Origin of the sequence: Vibrio crassostreae, from assembly GCF_024347415.1 — a bacterium.
Taxonomy (GTDB): domain Bacteria; phylum Pseudomonadota; class Gammaproteobacteria; order Enterobacterales; family Vibrionaceae; genus Vibrio; species Vibrio crassostreae.
On the sequence record NZ_AP025476.1, the window covers coordinates 1,202,953 to 1,223,348 of the forward strand.

15 protein-coding genes are annotated in these 20,396 nt (G+C 44.2%); 10 read left to right on the plus strand and 5 right to left on the minus strand.

Features of this window, described 5'->3' with window-relative positions; all coding sequences use genetic code 11:
- Positions 1-112: 112 nt before the first annotated feature.
- The 5 genes from lrp (at position 113) to serS (ending at position 7,471) form a co-directional block, all read left to right on the plus strand.
- Positions 113-607 carry a leucine-responsive transcriptional regulator Lrp gene (gene lrp / locus OC193_RS05610; protein ID WP_004734558.1) on the plus strand — a complete coding sequence of 165 codons (495 nt, stop codon included), beginning with the start codon at positions 113-115 and terminating at the stop codon, positions 605-607.
- Positions 608-770: 163 nt separating this feature from the next.
- A complete protein-coding gene (locus OC193_RS05615) occupies positions 771-3,929 on the plus strand; it encodes a DNA translocase FtsK (protein WP_048664091.1) in 3,159 nt (1,052 codons plus the stop codon).
- Positions 3,930-4,004: 75 nt separating this feature from the next.
- Positions 4,005-4,601, plus strand: coding sequence for an outer membrane lipoprotein chaperone LolA (gene lolA, locus OC193_RS05620; RefSeq protein ID WP_048658297.1), 597 nt, complete (start codon positions 4,005-4,007; stop codon positions 4,599-4,601).
- A gap of 64 nt (positions 4,602-4,665) precedes the next feature.
- Positions 4,666-6,021 (plus strand): replication-associated recombination protein A, encoded by a 1,356-nt coding sequence (locus OC193_RS05625; protein ID WP_276605534.1) that lies wholly within the window; start codon positions 4,666-4,668, stop codon positions 6,019-6,021.
- A 142-nt stretch (positions 6,022-6,163) separates the two neighbouring features.
- Positions 6,164-7,471: a serine--tRNA ligase gene (serS, locus tag OC193_RS05630; RefSeq protein ID WP_010439959.1), complete on the plus strand. Its 1,308-nt coding sequence runs from the start codon at positions 6,164-6,166 to the stop codon at positions 7,469-7,471.
- Positions 7,472-7,598: 127 nt separating this feature from the next.
- On the opposite strand, the gene OC193_RS05635 is transcribed toward serS, so the two are convergent.
- Genes OC193_RS05635 through OC193_RS05645 form a run of 3 tightly spaced genes read right to left on the minus strand, consistent with a single transcriptional unit; the run spans position 7,599 to position 13,980 of the window.
- Complete coding sequence (locus OC193_RS05635) at positions 7,599-9,245, minus strand: response regulator (RefSeq protein WP_048664089.1); 1,647 nt, start codon at positions 9,243-9,245, stop codon at positions 7,599-7,601.
- Positions 9,246-9,247: 2 nt separating this feature from the next.
- Entirely contained in the window at positions 9,248-10,399 is a 1,152-nt protein-coding gene (locus OC193_RS05640) for an EAL domain-containing response regulator (protein ID WP_048658300.1), read from the minus strand.
- Entirely contained in the window at positions 10,396-13,980 is a 3,585-nt protein-coding gene (locus OC193_RS05645; protein ID WP_048664087.1) for an ATP-binding protein, read from the minus strand. The genes OC193_RS05640 and OC193_RS05645 overlap by 4 nt, the downstream gene beginning before the upstream one ends.
- 399 nt (positions 13,981-14,379) lie before the next feature.
- Between OC193_RS05645 and OC193_RS05650 the strand changes: the two genes are divergently transcribed.
- A complete protein-coding gene (locus OC193_RS05650; RefSeq protein ID WP_048664086.1) occupies positions 14,380-14,646 on the plus strand; it encodes a DksA/TraR family C4-type zinc finger protein in 267 nt (88 codons plus the stop codon).
- A gap of 136 nt (positions 14,647-14,782) precedes the next feature.
- On the opposite strand, the gene bioA is transcribed toward OC193_RS05650, so the two are convergent.
- Positions 14,783-16,060, minus strand: a complete 1,278-nt coding sequence (bioA, locus tag OC193_RS05655) for an adenosylmethionine--8-amino-7-oxononanoate transaminase (protein WP_048664085.1) — start codon at positions 16,058-16,060, stop codon at positions 14,783-14,785.
- 162 nt (positions 16,061-16,222) lie between these two features.
- Here bioA and bioB point away from each other — a divergent pair, with 162 nt between their 5' ends.
- From bioB to bioD, 4 genes are read left to right on the plus strand one after another with little or no spacing between them, the layout of a single operon-like run.
- On the plus strand, positions 16,223-17,275 hold the full coding sequence (gene bioB, locus OC193_RS05660; RefSeq protein WP_048664083.1) for a biotin synthase BioB: 1,053 nt from the start codon (positions 16,223-16,225) through the stop codon (positions 17,273-17,275).
- A complete protein-coding gene (bioF, locus tag OC193_RS05665) occupies positions 17,262-18,473 on the plus strand; it encodes an 8-amino-7-oxononanoate synthase (RefSeq protein ID WP_048664082.1) in 1,212 nt (403 codons plus the stop codon). The genes bioB and bioF overlap by 14 nt, the downstream gene beginning before the upstream one ends.
- The gene (gene bioC / locus OC193_RS05670) at positions 18,474-19,277 is read left to right on the plus strand and encodes a malonyl-ACP O-methyltransferase BioC (protein ID WP_048658305.1); all 804 of its coding nucleotides are present in this window, start codon (positions 18,474-18,476) and stop codon (positions 19,275-19,277) included. It abuts the gene before it with no gap.
- Complete coding sequence (gene bioD / locus OC193_RS05675) at positions 19,274-19,957, plus strand: dethiobiotin synthase (protein ID WP_048658306.1); 684 nt, start codon at positions 19,274-19,276, stop codon at positions 19,955-19,957. The genes bioC and bioD overlap by 4 nt, the downstream gene beginning before the upstream one ends.
- A gap of 113 nt (positions 19,958-20,070) precedes the next feature.
- Here bioD and OC193_RS05680 read toward each other — a convergent pair whose 3' ends face one another.
- On the minus strand, positions 20,071-20,238 hold the full coding sequence (locus OC193_RS05680) for a hypothetical protein (protein WP_165887199.1): 168 nt from the start codon (positions 20,236-20,238) through the stop codon (positions 20,071-20,073).
- Positions 20,239-20,396 lie beyond the last annotated feature (158 nt).

Sequence of the window (20,396 nt, forward strand, 5' to 3'; positions counted from 1 at the left end):
TAATTCTGTCGAATTAATATCTAGTATAGATAGGTTCAGATAAAATTTGATACTGAATATTAAAAAGTTGTAGTATATTTTTTTGCAAGGAAGTAATAAGGTGGAATAAAAAATGGCAGACAATTATAAGAAGCCGTCCAAGGAACTAGATCGTATTGACCGCAACATTCTTAATGAGTTGCAAAAAGACGGTCGTATCTCAAACGTTGAACTCTCAAAACGAGTAGGACTTTCTCCAACTCCATGTCTTGAACGTGTTCGTCGTTTAGAACGTCAAGGTTACATTACTGGGTACACAGCATTGCTGAACCCACAGTACCTTGATGCTTCACTTTTAGTGTTTGTTGAAATTACGTTGAACCGTGGTGCGCCAGATGTGTTCGAACAATTCAACACCGCTGTGCAGAAACTAGATGACATCCAAGAGTGTCATTTAGTGTCGGGTGATTTTGACTATCTTCTAAAAACACGTGTATCTGATATGGGTGCTTACCGTAAGCTACTGGGTGATACGTTACTTCGTCTACCGGGCGTAAACGACACTCGAACTTACGTTGTAATGGAAGAAGTGAAACAAACTAATCAACTTGTGATTAAAACTCGTTAGTCACAATTGGTGAAATGAAAGAAAGCGGACATTTGTTCCGCTTTCTTGCTTTCTGGAATTGGGTTTTTCTGTTTGATATGGTTAAATCAACAGTAGTTTCATTGAAACGAGCGGCTTTTGCCGCTCGAGATGTTTTTATCCCGTTTAATTATTAAGTTGGTTTATGTTCAAGCAGAGCAGTAATAAAGTAGAAACAATCATTAAAACGAGTGAAGAGCCTCAGTCTCCTCGTTTGAGTGGTTCTCAACGTCTCAAAGAGTGCAGCCTGATTCTCGGTGTTCTCTTCTCTATTCTACTTGCCGTTGCGTTATTAACTTTTAGTCCAGCTGACCCATCATGGTCGCAAACGGCGTGGGGTGGTGACATTCAAAATGCGGGTGGTTATCTAGGTGCTTGGTTGGCGGATACACTTTTCTTCGTATTTGGTTCTTTGGCTTACCCTTTGCCTATCTTGGTGACGGTTGCTGCGTGGGTATTATTCCGCAAGCGTAATGAAGAAGAGCAGATCGACTTCATGCTGTGGGGCACTCGCTTACTTGGCCTGACTATCCTAATCCTTACTAGTTGTGGTCTAGCGGATATTAACTTTGACGACATCTGGTACTTTTCATCAGGTGGAGTCGTGGGTGACGTCTTAACAAGCCTTGCACTTCCGACGTTGAATGTTCTTGGTAGTACGCTGGTTCTTCTTTTCTTATGGGGTGCTGGTTTTACTCTATTAACTGGTATTTCTTGGTTAAGCATTGTGGAATGGTTAGGTGAATGTGCCATCAAATTCTTCACGTCTGCTGTTAATAAGGCTCGTGGCCAAGATCAAGAGCTACTAGAGCCTCAGCTAAGAGAATCAGCGGACCGCGATTTAATCGAAGAACGTCATCAAGAGCCGAGTTACCGTGATGTTCCTGCTTTAGAAGATAACAAAGAATCAACAGAGCATGATCCACTAGATCCTGCAATGAGCTTTTCTGCGACCAATGATTCGTCAGATGCGGCTGCAAGTGCGCTAGAGAGCGCTGCGCCACCGAAGCGCCATTACAATATTCACATGCCTGTTGAGGCGCCAGCGAAGCAAGAAGCTTCAGAACAAGAAGAACCTCAGGTTCAGCGCCAACCTCAAGTTGCACCTGAGTTGATCCCTGTAGCACCTGTTTACAAAGCGCCAGAAGAACCGTTAGAAGAAGGTATTGAGCGCTCGAAGCAGCTTAATGCCACTATCGAGCAGCTAGAAAACGCCGCTATGTATGAAGATGATCTTGCGGAGCAAGAACAGGTTGATGCGCATGAATCTCAAATCGCGTATCAGCAATACATGCAGAATGAGCAACAAGACGTTACCTCTACTGATATGGCTCTTGAAAGTGCAGAACCAGAGATCAATAGCTCGCCAGAAGTAACGAATGAATTCGATGTTGAAGATGTTCAGCCAGAATCTCTATACGCTTCACCAATGGGTGAGCCAGAAGCAACTGTGGAAGATGATTTCTCTGCACAAGCTTCACCATTTGATGTAACGGAAGAGCAGGCTGACGAACAGACTTTCGCTCCTGAAGTTCAGCAGACTGAAACCGAGCAAGCTGATGCAGAATTAGCTGATGAGCAATTTGAACCTTTCTCTTATCAAGAAGAACATTCAGAGCCTGAACAGCCAACAGCACAAAGCCAAGAGCCAGCTGTTGATCTTCCTTGGGAAGAAGTTACGGAAGAAGAGCCTTTCCATCAAGATCAGGATGTCGCCGCATTCCAAAGCATTGTTTCTGAAGCCCAAGCGAATATGGCAGCGGCGCAGAACCCGTTCTTGGTTCAACAAGATGTTAATTTACCGAAGCCTGCTGAGCCATTACCAACACTTGAATTGTTATTCCACCCTGAAAAGCGTGAAACCTTTATTGACCGTGACGCATTAGAGGCAATTGCTCGTCTTGTTGAATCTAAGCTAGCGGACTATAAGATCAAGGCAGATGTGGTTGATATTTTCCCAGGTCCAGTAATCACTCGATTCGAACTTGATCTGGCTCCAGGCGTGAAAGTGAGCCGTATTTCTGGTCTTTCTATGGACTTAGCGCGTTCGCTTTCTGCATTGGCAGTACGTGTCGTAGAGGTGATTCCGGGTAAACCTTATGTTGGCTTAGAGCTGCCGAACATGAGTCGTCAAACGGTATTCTTCTCAGATGTGGTTGCTAGCCCTCAGTTCCAAGAAGCGAAATCGCCGACGACAGTGGTTCTAGGACAAGACATCGCAGGTGAAGCGGTCATTGCTGATCTATCGAAAATGCCTCACGTTCTGGTTGCTGGTACAACCGGTTCTGGTAAGTCGGTAGGTGTGAACGTAATGATTCTGAGTATGCTTTACAAAGCATCACCGGAAGATGTTCGATTCATCATGATCGACCCGAAAATGCTTGAGTTATCGGTTTACGAAGGTATCCCTCATCTATTGTCTGAAGTGGTAACCGACATGAAAGATGCGTCGAACGCCCTTCGTTGGTGTGTTGGCGAGATGGAACGCCGTTATAAGCTGATGTCAGCGTTAGGCGTTCGTAACATTAAAGGTTACAACGATAAGCTTAAGATGGCTGCGGAAGCGGGTCACCCAATTCACGATCCACTGTGGAAGCCGGGCGACAGCATGGACCCTGAAGCCCCATTGCTTGAGAAGCTGCCTTACATTGTGGTTATCGTTGATGAATTTGCCGACCTAATCATGGTGGTCGGTAAGAAGGTTGAAGAACTGATCGCACGTTTGGCACAAAAAGCACGTGCGGCGGGTGTTCACTTGATCCTAGCGACGCAACGTCCTTCGGTGGATGTTATTACCGGCCTTATCAAAGCGAACATTCCAACCCGTGTGGCCTTTACGGTATCAACCAAAACGGATTCAAGAACTATCCTTGACCAAGGTGGTGCGGAATCACTATTGGGCATGGGTGATATGCTTTACTTGCCACCGGGCTCTAGTCATACAACTCGTGTTCACGGTGCCTTTGCATCTGATGATGATGTACACGCAGTTGTGAATAACTGGAAAGCGCGTGGTAAGCCAAACTATATTGATGAGATCACTAACGGCGAACAAACCCCAGAAACCTTGCTTCCGGGTGAGAAGATGGAAGGTGATGAAGAGGTCGATCCTCTGTTTGATCAAGTGGTAGAACACGTTGTTCATTCACGTCGTGGTTCAGTTTCAGGCGTACAGCGTCGATTCAAGATTGGTTACAACCGTGCTGCACGCATTGTCGAGCAACTTGAAGCTCAAGGTATCGTAAGTGCTCCAGGCCATAACGGTAACCGAGAAGTCTTGGCACCAGCGCCACCAAAAGATTAGTTCCACTAGGAACTCATACCCATTAAGTCGGTCAAATCGAAAATATGACCGACTTATGTTCTAACAGGATTATTGATGAAAAAAGTATTCGCACTTTTATTTATGAGCTTCTCAGTGTTTGCTTCTCCGAAAGAAGAGTTGAGTAGCCGTTTGGCATTGAACGCAGGCTTTAGCGCTGACTTTAAACAAGTCGTAATCAGCCCTGATGGTGATGTTGTCATGGAAGGCGAGGGCACGGTAGAGATTGCTCGCCCTAGCTTATTCCGCTGGGAAACCACTTTCCCTGATGAAAACCTATTGGTATCTGATGGCCAGAGTTTGTGGTATTACAGCCCATTCATTGAGCAAGTGAGTATTTATTGGCAAGAGCAAGCGACATCGCAAACACCTTTTGTCCTGCTTACACGTAACCAAGAAAGCGATTGGGATAACTACAACGTCGCGCAAACAGGTAACCAATTTACACTAACACCAACGGCAGCGGACTCTAATCAGGGTGACTTCCAGATTAATATCACCGAGAAAGGCATTGTTCAGGGCTTTAATGTGATTGAACAAGACGGTCAAAAAGGTGAGTTTACCTTTAGCAATGTTGACTTGGGTAAACCTGCAGCAGACCGTTTTACTTTTGTGGCGCCGGAAGGTGTCGAGGTCGACGACCAAAGAAACTGATCTAAAGAAGCAGATCGTTTGGTAGTACGTCGATAGGCATTAATGCCATCAACGAATCAAGAGATTGCAATTGAGTAATTACAGCTTAGATTTTGCGGGGGACGAAGATTTTCGTCCCCTTGCTGCTCGTATGAGACCGGAAACTGTCGAACAGTATATCGGTCAGCAGCATATATTAGGCCCAGGTAAACCACTTCGCAGAGCATTGGAAGCGGGTCATATCCACTCGATGATTTTGTGGGGGCCTCCGGGCACCGGTAAAACGACGTTAGCCGAAGTAGCGGCAAACTATGCGAATGCAGAAGTTGAACGCGTATCGGCGGTAACTTCGGGCGTAAAAGACATTCGTATTGCGATTGAAAAAGCGCGTGAGAACAAGCAAGCAGGGCGCAGAACCATCCTGTTTGTGGACGAAGTCCATCGCTTTAACAAAAGTCAGCAGGATGCTTTTCTGCCTCATATCGAAGATGGTACCGTGACCTTTATTGGTGCGACGACAGAAAACCCTTCTTTTGAGTTGAACAACGCTTTGTTGTCACGTGCGCGTGTCTACAAACTGACTTCTCTCAATACCGAGGATATTTCCCTCGTCATCCGCCAAGCGATTGAAGATAAGCAACGTGGGTTAGGTGATGTGCCTGCTGATTTTGCTGATAATGTTTTAGATCGCCTTGCAGAACTGGTTAACGGCGACGCGCGTATGTCGCTTAATTATCTTGAACTGCTGTATGACATGGCAGAAGACAACGATAAAGGTGAGAAATCGATAACCTTGCAGCTGTTGGCTGAAGTGGCCGGTGAGAAAGTCGCTCGTTTTGATAATAAAGGCGATATTTGGTATGACCTAATATCTGCAGTTCATAAGTCAATTCGTGGTTCAAACCCGGATGCGGCTTTATATTGGTCGGCACGCATGATTGCGGCAGGTTGCGATCCTCTGTATATCGTTAGACGCTTGCTGGCGATTGCTTCTGAAGATATTGGCAATGCTGACCCTCGCGCAATGCAAGTCGCGATGTCGGCTTGGGATTGTTTTACACGTATTGGCCCTGCTGAAGGGGAGCGTGCGATTGCACAGGCGGTTGTTTATCTCGCGTGTGCACCAAAGAGTAACGCCGTTTATACAGCTTGGAAGCAAGCGTTAACAGACGCGCACAATCTGCCTGAATATGAAGTCCCTCATCATTTACGGAATGCACCCACAACTTTGATGAAGGACATGGGCTACGGGCAAGAATACCGTTATGCTCATGACGAACCTGGAGCCTACGCGGCTGGGGAAAAGTATCTGCCTCCTGAAATGGGAGAGAAGCAATACTATTTCCCAACAAAACGAGGCTTAGAGACCAAAATTGGCGAGAAGCTAGATTATCTGGCGGATTTGGACGCAAAAAGCCCACAAAAACGCTATGAAAAGTAGTCTTTTTTGGATATCGTTACCTAGTCATAAAAATTCAATTAAATCGTTAGAAATTGGTCGAAATAGCACCAGTTTTAGGGGTTTAGCAGTGATTCAGTAGCAAACTACTGAATATTCAAATAACTAAAGCATAGGATTAGCAATGCTGGATTCTAAATTACTTCGAGCTGAGCTGGATGAAACAGCGGCAAAATTAGCACGTCGAGGCTTCACCCTTGATGTAGAGACAATTCGTGAACTTGAAGAAAAACGTAAGTCCCTTCAGATGAAAACTGAAGAGCTACAAGCGTTACGTAACTCTCGATCGAAGTCCATTGGTCAAGCGAAAGCAAAAGGCGACCATGAAGAAGCTGAGCGTATCCTTGCTGAAGTAGGCAACCTAGGCGCAGAACTAGACCAAGCTAAAGTAGCATTGGCCGATCTTCAATCTGAGCTAGAAACGATCACAATGTCTATTCCTAACCTACCTGATGCAGAAGTACCAGATGGTAAAGATGAAGACGACAACGTAGAAGTTTCTCGTTGGGGTCAACCTAAGACTTACGACTTTGAAGTGAAAGATCACGTTGATCTTGGCGAAATGTCTGGCGGTCTTGATTTTGCTAGCGCAGTTAAAATCTCTGGTTCTCGTTTCATCGTGATGAAAGGAAAATTTGCGCGCCTACACCGTGCTATTGCTCAGTTCATGCTGGACCTTCACACTGATGAGCACGGCTACACAGAAATGTACGTACCGTACCTAGTGAACCACGATAGCCTTTACGGTACTGGTCAACTTCCTAAGTTCGGCGAAGACTTGTTCCACACAAGCCCGCTAACTGAGCAAGTAAGTGATGTGCCTCTTAAGACTCTATCGCTTATCCCTACTGCGGAAGTACCGGTAACGAACATGGTTCGTGACACGATTACTGATGAAGCTGAACTGCCACTTAAGATGACAGCTCACACGCCATGTTTCCGTTCTGAAGCGGGCTCTTACGGTCGTGACACTCGTGGTCTTATCCGTATGCACCAATTCGACAAAGTTGAACTAGTACAAATCACTAAGCCAGAAGACTCAATGGCAGCACTTGAAGAGCTAACAGGTCACGCTGAGAAAGTACTTCAACTTCTAGAGCTTCCTTACCGTAAAGTGATTCTATGTACAGGTGATATGGGCTTCGGTTCTGCGAAAACTTACGACTTAGAAGTATGGGTTCCAGCACAAGAGACTTACCGTGAGATTTCTTCTTGTTCAAACATGTGGGATTTCCAAGCGCGTCGTATGCAAGCTCGTTTCCGTCGTAAAGGCGAGAAGAAACCTGAACTTGTACACACACTAAACGGTTCTGGTCTTGCTGTTGGTCGTACTATGGTTGCTATTCTTGAGAACAACCAAGAAGCTGACGGTCGTATTGCTATCCCAGCAGTACTTCAACCATACATGGGCGGCGTAACGCACATCGGTTAATCTAATTATTTAGCGCCTCGCGCGAAATAGATTATTTAAAAGGCTTTGCTGTAATGGCAAAGCCTTTTTTATATGTGGTTATTTTTTATACGCGGTAGCTAGATAGAGAAGCTAATTCAAAGAACCGCTACATAAACGAGAAGCTGGCGTTGGCAGCAGCATCTGCTTGTTTACACGCTAGAAGCGCCTTTCGGTAGTAGTTTTGATAGTTGTTTTTTGTCAGCTCATCAATGGTATAAAGCTGGGTAATCACTTCATCACATTGCTTGATGATAGTGAGCACTTGCTTAGCACCCATAGAATCTGGCCAAATCACAGAAAGTAGTTTCACGATGTTCATACAGACGTTTTTGATCATCGGGCAGCGCTTATGAATATCTAAGTAAGCTACAAGCACCAATTTATAATCTGACTGGCCTTGCTTAATACTGATGTTTTTCTCTTTAAGCCATGTCATTTTTTCTGTGTTGCGATTTTTCATCTCAGCACACATCGTCATCTGGCTCGACACAACGGTTTCGTTTGCTGTCTTGATGATCAACATGCCGCAGCGATTCTCAGCGACTTTAAATTCGTTCTCACAACTCATTCTGTCCAACAACCATGCATGGTGGTAAATCACAGGAAATGCGTTGAAGTCATTCTTGTCGTGAAGTGCGGTCAAAATTGTCACTGCCTTTTGATATTGCTTGGATTCCATCGCGATGTGAGCTGCTATCAATGCCAAGTCGGTTTGAAGTCCAGATCTTGCCTCGGTAGGGATCTTAGAAATCAGGTAATTGACCTGATCCAAATTCGTTTGCTTATCAATGCCATCCGACGCGCAATAGAGCAAGAATCGAATATGATTCAACTTCATGTACAAGTTGTCACGGAAGGTGTCTCTGTTGATCTGCACGTAGTTTTGATAGTGAAGTAGCGCAGTTCTCGAGTCATTCACCGACAAGCATAGATTCGCGATTGCTAACTCTCTCTCTGAATTTCCAGGGGTGAGTTCACTTGCTAATTTAAAGTGTGCAATCGCCGCAGGAATCTTGTTGCTGATCAGATTGACCTGAGCGGCTTGGTCTCGATACAAAGTGCTGGTGGGCGCTGAATCAATCAAGCTTTCGATCATACGTTGTGCTTCATTAAGCTGACCTAAGTTCGCAAGGCTGTTCGCTAGCCCAGCTTGAGCCCAATCGAAACTGCCTTCATCAAGCGCTTTTTCATAAACACGCTTAGCTTCGTCGTAGAGTTCAAGCTTTGATAGAAAGCTTCCACGGAACTGCTGAATCGTCGCAAAATATTCTGGATGGAATGCGACTAACTCTTCGCAGAACTCTAAACCCGCTTGGTAGTTGTTCTCTCTTTCAGCCTTGTAGATATTCTGCAAAACCAGCTTCTTTTTCAGAGAGCTGGTAATACGTTGCTTCAACGTTTCGCGGTTGAACGGCTTTAATAGGTAGTTATCTGGCCGAAGCTCTAAGATAGGGCGGATCGACAAAGCCGAATTCTCGCCTGTTACTAGGATAAATATCCCGTCGTCTTTTAATCTTTTGGATTGCTTCAACTCTTCAAATAGCTGTTTGCCGTTGATGGTGTTGCCAAAGTTATAATCGCAAATGATCACATCAAAGGTGGTGTCGCTGGTGAGAGCCATTGCGATACGAGGTGACTTAGCAATTGAAATCAAACGCTCTGAAAAGCCAATATGAACCAGCATATTGCGAATAGTTGATAACACTATCGCTGAGTCATCAACGATAAGTGCATTTAATTGAGTTAATTTCATGTTTATTTTAAATTATTTACTGACGTTAATTCCGAAAAGCTTGCAGGCTTTGAAGTAATAAAACCTTGATATTTGGTCATGCCAATTGTTTTTAAGTATTCAAGGTCTTGCTGCTGTTCTACACCTTCGACAATACAAGAAAGGCCAAGGTTTTCTGCCAAATTGATGCAAGCTTTCGTTAGAATCTGATTCTTTTTGTTTTCGCTAATGTTGTTTACAAAACTGCGGTCTACTTTTAGCTCAGTAAATGGCAAGCTCGACAACTGAGATAAAGACGCATAGCCCGTCCCGAAATCATCAACCGACAATCCAACCCCCAACATGCTGAGTTTTGCGATGTTCTTATAGCAATGCGCATCCAGTAGGATCGTTTCGTGCTCTGTGATTTCTAGTGTCAGTAGTGACGGATCAATTTTGTAATTGTCACATAAGCTTGCGACTTGGTCGGCAATCTCAAGCTTCAATGTTGATTGTTCAATATTGATCGCAAAATGAACCGGCTTACGCATCGACGAGATATCTTTTAGAGCCAGCTCAAGCACGGTGAAGAAAAGTCGATCCATCAGTCCAAGTTGACGCAATGTGTCCATGAAATGGAAAGGTGTGAGCAACCCTAATTTTGGATGCATGATCCGAGCAAGTACCTCAACACCCACCAATGTCGATTGTTCAACGTCATGTTGCGTTTGATAAGCATTGGTGAACCATTCATTTTCAAAGGCTTCAATGGTCTGCTGTTCATCTAACTTAACTTCGGTCGGCAGAATAGACTTAGCGGTTTGGATTCGTTTATACGATGACAACAAACGCTGGATATGCGTTTCATCGACCGGTTTCGGTATCGCTTCGACTTCGTTATAGCCAATGAGTTTGCACATGCTTTTGGTTGAATCCAACGCAGCATCAGCCATTGCACTCAAGATGACGACAGTTTGTATCGAACCTTGAGCTTCCGAAGAAGCCAATAACGACACACCATCAATCTGTGGCAACTGAAGGTCACAGAACGCAATATCAAAGCGATGTTGTTTGCATAGCTCTATCGCATCTTCACCGTTATAAGCGGTATAAACCTCATCAACGCTGTAGCGTTTAAGTAGGATCTGAATTTGTGTTGCTTGTAACAATGAATCCTCAACGATGAGAATTTTCATAGTGAATCTAACCTGTTTATAACCGCTTGAGCTGAGGCAATCGCCAAGTCCAGCTCTTCAATTAACTTGTGACAATACATAGGGTCTTCTGCATTTTTCTCACAATCCTTTGCTGCATGATTGAGAGAATCTAAGCCGAGTAGGCTTGCCGATCCTTTGATTCTGTGTGCTATCGCTTTGATGTTTGGATTAGGCTCTAGCAACATCGCTTTGTCTGAGCTGAACGAATCCAAAATAACAGTCGCCATTTGAAGCTGCTCTTCTGGGCTGTAATTCTGAGCCCATGATTGGTCTGCTTGGATCGTTTCTACCGCTTGTTGGGGCAGTAATTCCTCAATCGCACATGCGAGCTCTTCAAACGAATAAGGCTTGTAGATCACTTGATCCATACCCACGCGTTCAGCTTTTTCAATAACCAGCTTCGAGTCTTCGGCTGTGCAGCCAATAATTGGCAAGTGTTTCAGCTTGTCGAGTGAACGAATCTTCTCCGTCAATTGATAGCCATCCATGTTCGGCATATGGCAATCGGTGATGATGATATCGACGAGCGTTTCGCTGTTTTCTAGTTCTTCCATCGCTTCTTGGCCGTCTTTTACGATGACCGTCTTTAAACCAAAGCGCTTAAGCTGTTTTGCAAACAACAAGCGGTTGATGGGATCGTCATCAGCGATAAGCACAGTTCCAGTAAAGTGGTACTCTGACGCCGGAGCATGAGTCACGCTTTTGCCTTGAGCTGAGATATCGCTCAGCAATAGGTCTGGATACAGGTTCTGCCACTGTGTGGAGCGCTCAATAGCCTGACTGTAATCATTCATTTGATTATCGACTTTCCAAGCTTTAAACCACGCTAAGATCTCTCTGTCTTCAGAATGCATCGGCGTAACCACTTTTATTGGGCTCGCTGTTCCTTTAATTGGTAAGCTCACTGAAACCTTAGTGCCTAGCCCCAACTTGCTTTCAATCTTGAGGCCACCGTCCATCATGTTAACTAAGCGTTGAACCACAGTTATTCCCAGTCCTGTGCCGCCGTAGCGTCGACTAATACTGCGGTCGCCTTGTGCGAAAGGTTGAAACGCACGCGCTATTTGTTGGTCAGACATACCGCAGCCAGTATCAGTAATAGAAAGCTGAAGTTGTTCGCTCGATGTTTTTACCGTAACTAACACAAAGCCGTTCTCGGTGAACTTAATCGCATTGTTCAATAGGTTATTAAGGATTTGAGTGACTCTCAGCCAATCCAAGCTTGCTCTGGATATCGAGTCGACTTTCCAATCTAATTTAAAGTTAAGATTGTTGAGTCGAGCATTGCTTTCAAATGTCCTAAATATCGGGCATAACTCGTCGTAGATATTGCTTGTCTTCGACTCTAAATGAAGCTGATTCGCCTCCATTTTGGAGATGTCGAGAATGTCACTGACCAGCAATTTCAAACGTTCAGCTGACAACTGAGCATTACTAAGAAGCTCCATGTCATCTTTGTTTTCTATCTTGGTACTGAGCAGCTCCATCAGGCCAATCATGGCCGCGATAGGTGTACGTAATTCATGACTGACGATGGCTAAGAATAGATCTCGAGCTTTGATCGCTTCTTGCGCTTTCTTGTTAGATACCTCAAGTTCACGTTGTTGTTTTTCCCACCTTGTGAGGTCATCAAGTACCGTAATTACGTAAGGGTCTTTCTCTGATGCGTTGGCCAAACACTGACGAATCACACGAAAGTGCTGTTCGCCACCACTGCAGTCACACTTGATGGTGCTCCAAACGCCTAATTTGTTCCTTGTTTTTTCATCGTTATCTCTAAGCCAACAAAATTCTGGGTTTTCATCGTGTTGCTGTGTAAAACAGTGAGCCATTTGCTTATCAAAAGCACTGTTGGAAAGCACCAACTGGCCGCTTTTATCGTGAATCGCAATCAGGCTAGGTAAGTTATCTAGCAAGGTCGTTAGCCATTGGATCTGATCATAACTGCGTTGTTCAGACTGTTGAGCTCGGGATAGCGATAGAGACAGGCGACGTGTTCTTACCAAACCAAAAATGATCAACGCGAACACTACGCATGAGATCATTAGGGTATAAGCAATAATTCGCTCTTTACTGTAGCCATATTGTGCAGTGATGTTGTGGTGCTTCAGGGTCAATAAGTCGATTTCATTTTGTGTGGTCAATGACACCGCTGAATTAATCACATTCTGTAAGAATGTAGAGTCTTTACGAAGAATGACGCCCATTTTTCGAGAAAGCGATATGCTTTCGTCACTTGCGATAATATGAAAGATATTTCCATACCTGTTATAGACATAAAGATTCGCGATGCTTTGAGGAATGTACGCGTGAGTAATCTTTCCATTACTCATATCATTGATTAGAGAGTCAATATCTTGATATAGGACTGCGTCTGCCAAGTCAGTGTTGAGAGAGTCTTTTTGAATAAAATAACCGGTTCTATCGAGTATCGCAGTGCGTTTAACATCCCACGGTTTATTGGCTTCTGTGTAAGCCCAATCAAGCGTCATAAAAGGCTGGCTGAATTGGAACTCTTGATTGTTGGGTTGCTCGACATCGAACCCCGGTAGGAATTCGACCTCTCTGTTTCTCAACATATCAACAATGTCTTTGCCGTCTGGTGGGATGTATTCAAAAGAAACACCAAGCTTTCTTGAGATTAATGCTATTGCATCATGAATAAATCCAACCGTTTTTTTACTTGCAGGATCCAAATAAGAATATGGGTATATGTTTTCACTTACGGTGTATCGAATAGTTTGACGATCATATTCACCTTCTAGTACTTGATTAATCAAATCATCATAAAAATGGAAGAAGTAATCTGAGTAACGTAGGGCAATATCTTCGGCCTTGCTAATGAGTAAGCGATCGACGATTGATTTCAGTTGCTTATCTTCTTTTCTCATCATTATTTGAATACTAAAAGAAGGTATCTCTCTCGAGTATTCCAAATTACCTTGCCACTCTCCAGGGGTAACAACAGAGTAATAGCTTTGAATAGATGTCAAATCGAGAACGGTAGCGTCAGCATTACCTACAGAAAGAGCAGTAATTAACTCGGGCGTATTGTTTACGAATATGACTTTAGAGTTACCTTGGTCTTTGATGACCTGACAAAACATTGAATTGCGAATACAAGCCCACGTTAGCTCTTTCTTCGGGGTATTTTGTGTGTTTTCGTCTCGGTACCAATACACATTGGGTATGTCGTACAAGCTGTTAGAAAAAGCGAAATGCTTATCACGCTCTTTTGTTTGAGCATAACCAAAGGTTAGATCGGCCTCTCCGTTCTTAATAGCCTCATGTAGAGCTCGAGAAGATACGTAATCTTTAACAACTATGTCGATACCTAGTTTTTGTTCTAATAATTGAACAATTTCGGATTCGGATCTGTGATTCTTATTTATGGTGAGATCTTCCCACACTCGTTTATAGAGGTAGGTAGGTTTGGCAATAACAATCGTTTTCTTCGTTTGTAGGTACTGTAGTTGCTCTTGAGTTACGAGCTCGTCAGATGCGAAGCTAGAAGATATGGAGATAAGGATCAGAGCGATACAATTAATAATGTTTTTCATACAATGTCGGGGCCAAAAATAACCGCGGCATTTTATGATGAGTATTTGTCCAATAGGTAATACTCTTTTTCTATTTATTTTTATGATTACGATTAGTTTCGATTGTCGCACATAGTTAAGTGATAGTAGAGCGGAAACATAGAACCGAATAAATTATTGACTGTTAATCAATGCCCTTCCGGGATCGATTGCTAACCTAAAATACGGGTTAAATGCGAATAAACGCCCCTGTATTCCAAAAACGAGATAAAGACCCCGTGAATCACCAAATAACCTCATTGTTACTTATAAGTAATAGTGATTTGAGTTTTTGTGGGATTATCTCTATTAGCTAAGGTTGTATAATGCGCTCTTACCGCGGTAGGTATAGATTTCTCATTCAGATATTGAGGAGGGCTTATGGCTATAGGATGGGCTGGAGACGATAGTGTCAGCCAGCAAATACAAAATACCATTGATGATGAGATCTCTCGTGTCAGAGGAAACCTTCGAGGTGGTGAGAGTTTGCGTTATTGCGATGAGTGTGGTGATGAGATACCGGAACAAAGACGACTCGCGATCAAAGGCGTTCGTTTGTGTATCGAATGTCAGTCAATATTAGAGCATGACGCACATCGACATTCATTGTTTAACCGTCGAGCAAGTAAAGATAGCCAATTACGTTAAACTGACGGTTACCTTCAAAACAGTTAAGGCCTTACTTTTATGTAAGGCCTTTAAGTTTAATTAAGTGATTTATTATTGAAGATATATAGAAATAATCATCGCTCTTGTTCAGAACAATAAACGCATTATTTAATTACTATTTAAAGCAATGAGCATTTTGTAATGCAGTGTCGATAGCAGCGACCAATTGCTCAATATGTTGTGGTTCGCTAATAAACGGAGGCATCATATAAATTAACCTTCCGAACGGACGAATCCAAACACCTTGCTCAACAAAATGAGCTTGAATGGTTTCCATATCGACAGGTGTGTGTGTTTCAACAACGCCAATCGCTCCTAGCCAGCGTACGTCTTTTACAAGATCATGCTCTCGTAAAGGTGGCAGTAATTCAGAGAAGAGCTGTTCGATCTGTTGAGTCTGACTCTGCCAATGACCTTGCTCTATGATCGATAAACTTGCCGCGCCGACTGCGCAAGCCAATGGGTTACCCATAAAGGTTGGCCCGTGCATAAAGCAGCCCGCCTCACCACCACATACCGTATCAGCGACTTCTTTGCTCGCTAGCGTTGCTGAAAGGGTCATGTAGCCGCCAGTCAGCGCTTTGCCTAAGCATAGAATGTCCGGTTGAATGTCGGCATGTTCACATGCGAACAGTTTCCCTGTGCGGCCAAATCCGGTCGCAATCTCATCCAAAATCAGCAATACGTTGAATTCATCGCACAGCAAGCGCACCTGTTTTAGGAACTCAGGGTGGTAGATGCGCATACCGCCAGCACCTTGGACAATTGGCTCCAAGATCACGGCTGCGACTTCTTGATGATGTGTTGCTAGCTTTTCACGGAAGCTGTTTATGTCGCTAGCGTCCCATTGTTCCCAAAAACCTGTTTTCGGTGAATCTGCAAAAATGTGTTCAGGCAAAAAGCCTTTGTAGAGGCTGTGCATCGAGTTGTCAGGGTCGGTCACTGACATCGCTGCAAAGGTATCACCGTGGTAGCCATCTCTGAGTGTGAGGAACTTCGAACGAGGTTGTCCTTTGGCATGCCAGTATTGAAGCGCCATTTTAAGACTCACTTCTACGGCAACTGAGCCTGAATCGGCCAAGAATACATGTTCAAGATTGCTTGGTGCTAGGTTGAGAAGCTTCTTACATAAATCGATGGCAGGCTGGTGGGTGATACCACCAAACATAACGTGTGAAACCTTATCGATTTGGTTATGAGCAGCGGCATTCAGATCTGGATGATTGTAACCGTGAATGGTTGACCACCAAGACGACATGCCATCAATAATTCGCTTTCCGCCTTCTAATTCTAAGTAAACACCGTCTGCATTGGTGACTGGATAGCAGGTCAGAGGTGTTAACGTTGATGTGTAGGGATGCCAGATATGCTGGCGATCAAAGGCGAGATCCATAGTAACTTCCATTCTTGGTTTGATTAAAAAATAACCAGATGTAAACTTTTGATATTATCAATGTGTTGACAGTCTAAAGCTTGTCGGTAGACTAGCCAAGCATAAATGCAAACTCTAGACGCAGAGTTGTAACATCAAAAAAATAAAAAAAAGGATCGACACGTGGAAGTTCGTCATGACTGGACAGTTGCTGAAGTAACAGCGCTGCTTGAAAAACCGTTTATGGATTTAATGTTTGAAGCTCAAGTCGTTCATAGACAGTACCAAGAGCACAACCACGTGCAGGTGAGTACGCTTTTGTCGATAAAGACAGGTGCTTGTCCTGAAGATTGTAAGTACTGCCCTCAAAGTGCTCACTACCGAACGGATGTCGACAAAGAACGCTTAATGGAAGTTGAGCGTGTTTTGGATGCAGCGCAAAAAGCCAAGAATGCGGGCTCAACTCGTTTTTGTATGGGCGCTGCATGGAAAAACCCGAAAGAACGCGATATGCCTCACCTAACTGACATGATCAAAGGTGTGAAAGGCATGGGTCTAGAAACCTGTATGACATTGGGCATGTTAACGCCGGATCAAGCAGGTGAGCTAGCCAACGCAGGTTTGGACTACTACAACCATAACCTTGATACGTCTCCAGAGTTTTACGGCAGCATTATTACCACTCGTACTTACCAAGATCGTTTAGATACGCTATCTCACGTGCGTGATGCCGGAATGAAGATCTGTTCTGGTGGCATCATCGGTATGGGCGAAAGCACCAATGACCGCGCAGGCCTTCTTGTAGAACTGGCGAACCTTCCAGTACACCCTGAAAGTGTACCAATCAACATGCTTGTAAAAGTGAAAGGCACACCGATGGAAAACGTCGATGATGTCGAGTCTTTCGACTTCATCAAGCTGATTGCAATTGCACGTATTATGATGCCCATGTCTGCGGTTCGCTTATCTGCAGGCCGTGAGAACATGAACGAACAGATGCAAGCGATGTGTTTCATGGCGGGTGCGAACTCTATCTTCTACGGTTGTAAGCTACTGACGACGCCAAACCCTGATGAAGACACGGATATGCAGTTGTTTAAGAAGCTGGGTATCAACAGCCAAGAAGTGGCTCAAAAGCCAGACGAAATTCAAGAAAACGAACTGTTAGATCAAGTGGTGGAGCGCGTTGCGGCTCGTCCAACTAAAGATGACATGTTCTACGATGCCACTGTTTAAAGCTCGCATTAAAGAAGCCCTTGTTCATCGCCATGAGCAAGGGTTGACTCGCCAACTCAAGGTGCTTGAAAACAGCAATGGACCTTTGCTAAATAGCGAAGGTTCTAGTTTCATCAATTTTTCGAGTAATGATTATTTAGGCTTGGCGAACGATCCTGAACTGGTGGATGCATGGCAAACGGGTCTTTCACAATATGGAGCTGGAAGTGCGGCGTCGCCATTGGTTACAGGCTTTAGTCCTGCTCATCGAAATTTAGAGGCTCAACTGTGTGAATGGCTTGGCTTTGAACGTGCCATTGTCTTTAGTTCTGGTTTCAGTGCTAATCAAGCTTTGTTGTTTTCTCTGCTCGAAAAAGGCGACTCTCTGTTGCAAGACAAACTTAACCACGCCTCTTTGATGGAAGCGGGGATACTTTCACCTGCAACCATGAAACGCTTTAAGCACAACGACACACAGCATCTAGAGTCGCTATTAAGCCGATCTCCACAATCCTTGGTCGTGACTGAAGGTGTGTTCAGCATGGATGGCGATCAAGCGCCTCTCAGCCAGATATCTACCCTGACTCATCAATACGACAGTTGGTTGGCGGTTGATGATGCCCACGGTATCGGCGTATTAGGTGATAAAGGGGCCGGGAGCTGCAGTGCGGCACAAGTCTCACCTGATATTTTGGTGGTGACCTTTGGTAAAGCATTTGGCCTTTCTGGTGCTGCGATTCTTTGTTCGTCAGAAGTGGGTGATTACTTAACTCAGTTTGCTCGTCATCATGTGTACTCGACGGCGATGCCACCTTCACAAGCGGTGGCTTTGTCTCATGCGTGTAAGATGATTCAGACGCAAGAGTGGCGTCGAGAGAAGTTAACTGAGTTAGGAGCTCTCTATAAAGAGCAGATGAGTGGTGTAACAGGTTTCATTGATACTCAGACTCCGATTAAGCCGTTTGTGATTGGCGATGCTCAAGCTGCATTATCTATAGCGGAAGAATTGAAGCGTAACCAAGTTTGGGTCACGGCGATAAGGCCACCAACCATTCCGACAGGGACTGCGCGTCTGCGAATTACGTTAACGGCCAACCACAGTCAGAAGCAGGTTCTTCAGTTAACTGACTCGTTGCTTCAAGCAATAGATCGAAGCAACGACTCTGAAAGCAAACCAAGCATAGAATCAAGCGTTGAATTAAAGAAAGAGGCTCAGTAAATGTCACAAGAAGCAGTAGTGCATAATTACGTAAGCCAAGATAAGAGTGCGATTGCTGAAGCCTTCGGTAAAGCAGCAACAACCTATGATAAACACGCTGAGTTTCAGCGCGATGTCGGCCACCTACTACTGGATAAGCTACCGAGAGACCTCTCAGGTTTAAAGGTGCTTGATTTAGGTTGTGGCACTGGCTACTTCTCAGATCAGATGGTGAAGCGCGGTGCTGAAGTGGTGTGTGCCGATCTTTCTGTTGGAATGTTAGAAAGGGCAGAACAGCGTTGTGGTGCATCGGTCTCTTTATATCAACAAGCCGACGCCGAGCAATTACCGTTTGAAGATGGCTGTTTTGACATCGTTTTTTCAAGCTTAGCGTTACAATGGTGTGATGATTTATCGTCACCTTTAAAGGAGATGAAGCGCGTTGTAGCAACTGGTGGACGTGTGATTTTCTCAACTTTGCTTGATGGGTCACTGTTTGAACTGGAAAAATCATGGTCCAAAATTGACGCACATCAACACGTTAACCATTTTATTACAATCAATCAGGTAAAAATTGCGTTAGCGCAATCTAGCTGTACTGCTCATCAACTAGACTTGCCCACCATCACCGTTTGGTACGACACTGCGTTTGAACTGATGCGCGACCTTAAAGGTATCGGCGCTAATCACGTAAGTGGTCGCTCACAAGGTTTAACAAGTCGTCGCATGTTGCAGCTTGTTGAACGGGAATATCGAGAGTTTAAAAACCATCAAGGTTTCTTGCCAGCAACATATCAAGTTTGTTTAGGGGTTATTCAATTATGATTGATGCATTATTTATTGCAGGTACGGATACCGAAGTGGGAAAAACTGTGGTTTCAAAAGCGATTCTTCAAGCTTTGGCCGCACAAGATCTATCAACAATTGGTTACAAGCCAGTTGCAGCAGGGAGTGAGAAATCCCCTGAAGGTTTACGTAATAGTGATGCTCTGCATCTTCAAGAAGCAGCGACGCAAGATATTGCTTACGAAGACGTCAACCCGTATGCGCTATTGTTACCGTCATCGCCTCACATCGCTGCTAAACATGACGGTGTTGTAATTGATGAAGCGGTATTATCAGCGAAGCTAGAACAGCATAAGCAAAATTCTGACATCGTGTTAGTTGAAGGTGCTGGTGGCTGGCGTGTACCGGTTTCAGATGATGAATATTTGTCTAGCTGGGTTAAAAAAGAGCAGTTGCCAGTAGTACTTACTGTGGGTATTAAGCTTGGTTGTTTGAGCCACGCTCTATTAACGGCAGAAGCGATTCGTGCTGATGGCCTAAACCTAGTAGGTTGGGTCGCAAACCGTATCAATCCGGGTACTGAGCACTACGCAGATATTATTGCGATGCTTGAAGATAAGCTAGGTGCGCCAAAGTTAGGTGAAATCCCTTACGTACCAAAAGCGAAGTCTAAGAACATTGGTAAGTACATTGATGTGCAGCCTTTGCTTGCGCTTTAATTATCACCTTATGTACTAAATAAGAAAAGGGCTGCGATTGCAGCCCTTTTGCTATTTTAAGCCTTTAGATCTTAAGTTGATAAACAACCGGTCTTTTAATAGAAAGCTTGGGATTAATGTTCTTTTGTCAGTCCCATTAAAGCTTGCTGTGTTTCTGTGATCTTTGTCTGTGCAGTTTTCGGTGTTAGGATTCCGATCTGCTTTTTCGCTTCTTCTTCAGTAATCCCTAGGTGACAGCACAGTAAATCGATAGCCATTTGAGTGTTAGTACCTTCAACCATGATTCTTCCCTTTTTGTACATGGACTAGCCAATAAATCATCTGAAGTCACTGTAAACGGATTGTTATATCGACACCATACGACTTAGGTCTAATAGACTAGATTTAATTCGGATATGGTCTCGTAATCAAATGTTGCAATTTAATGCTTAACCTTGTT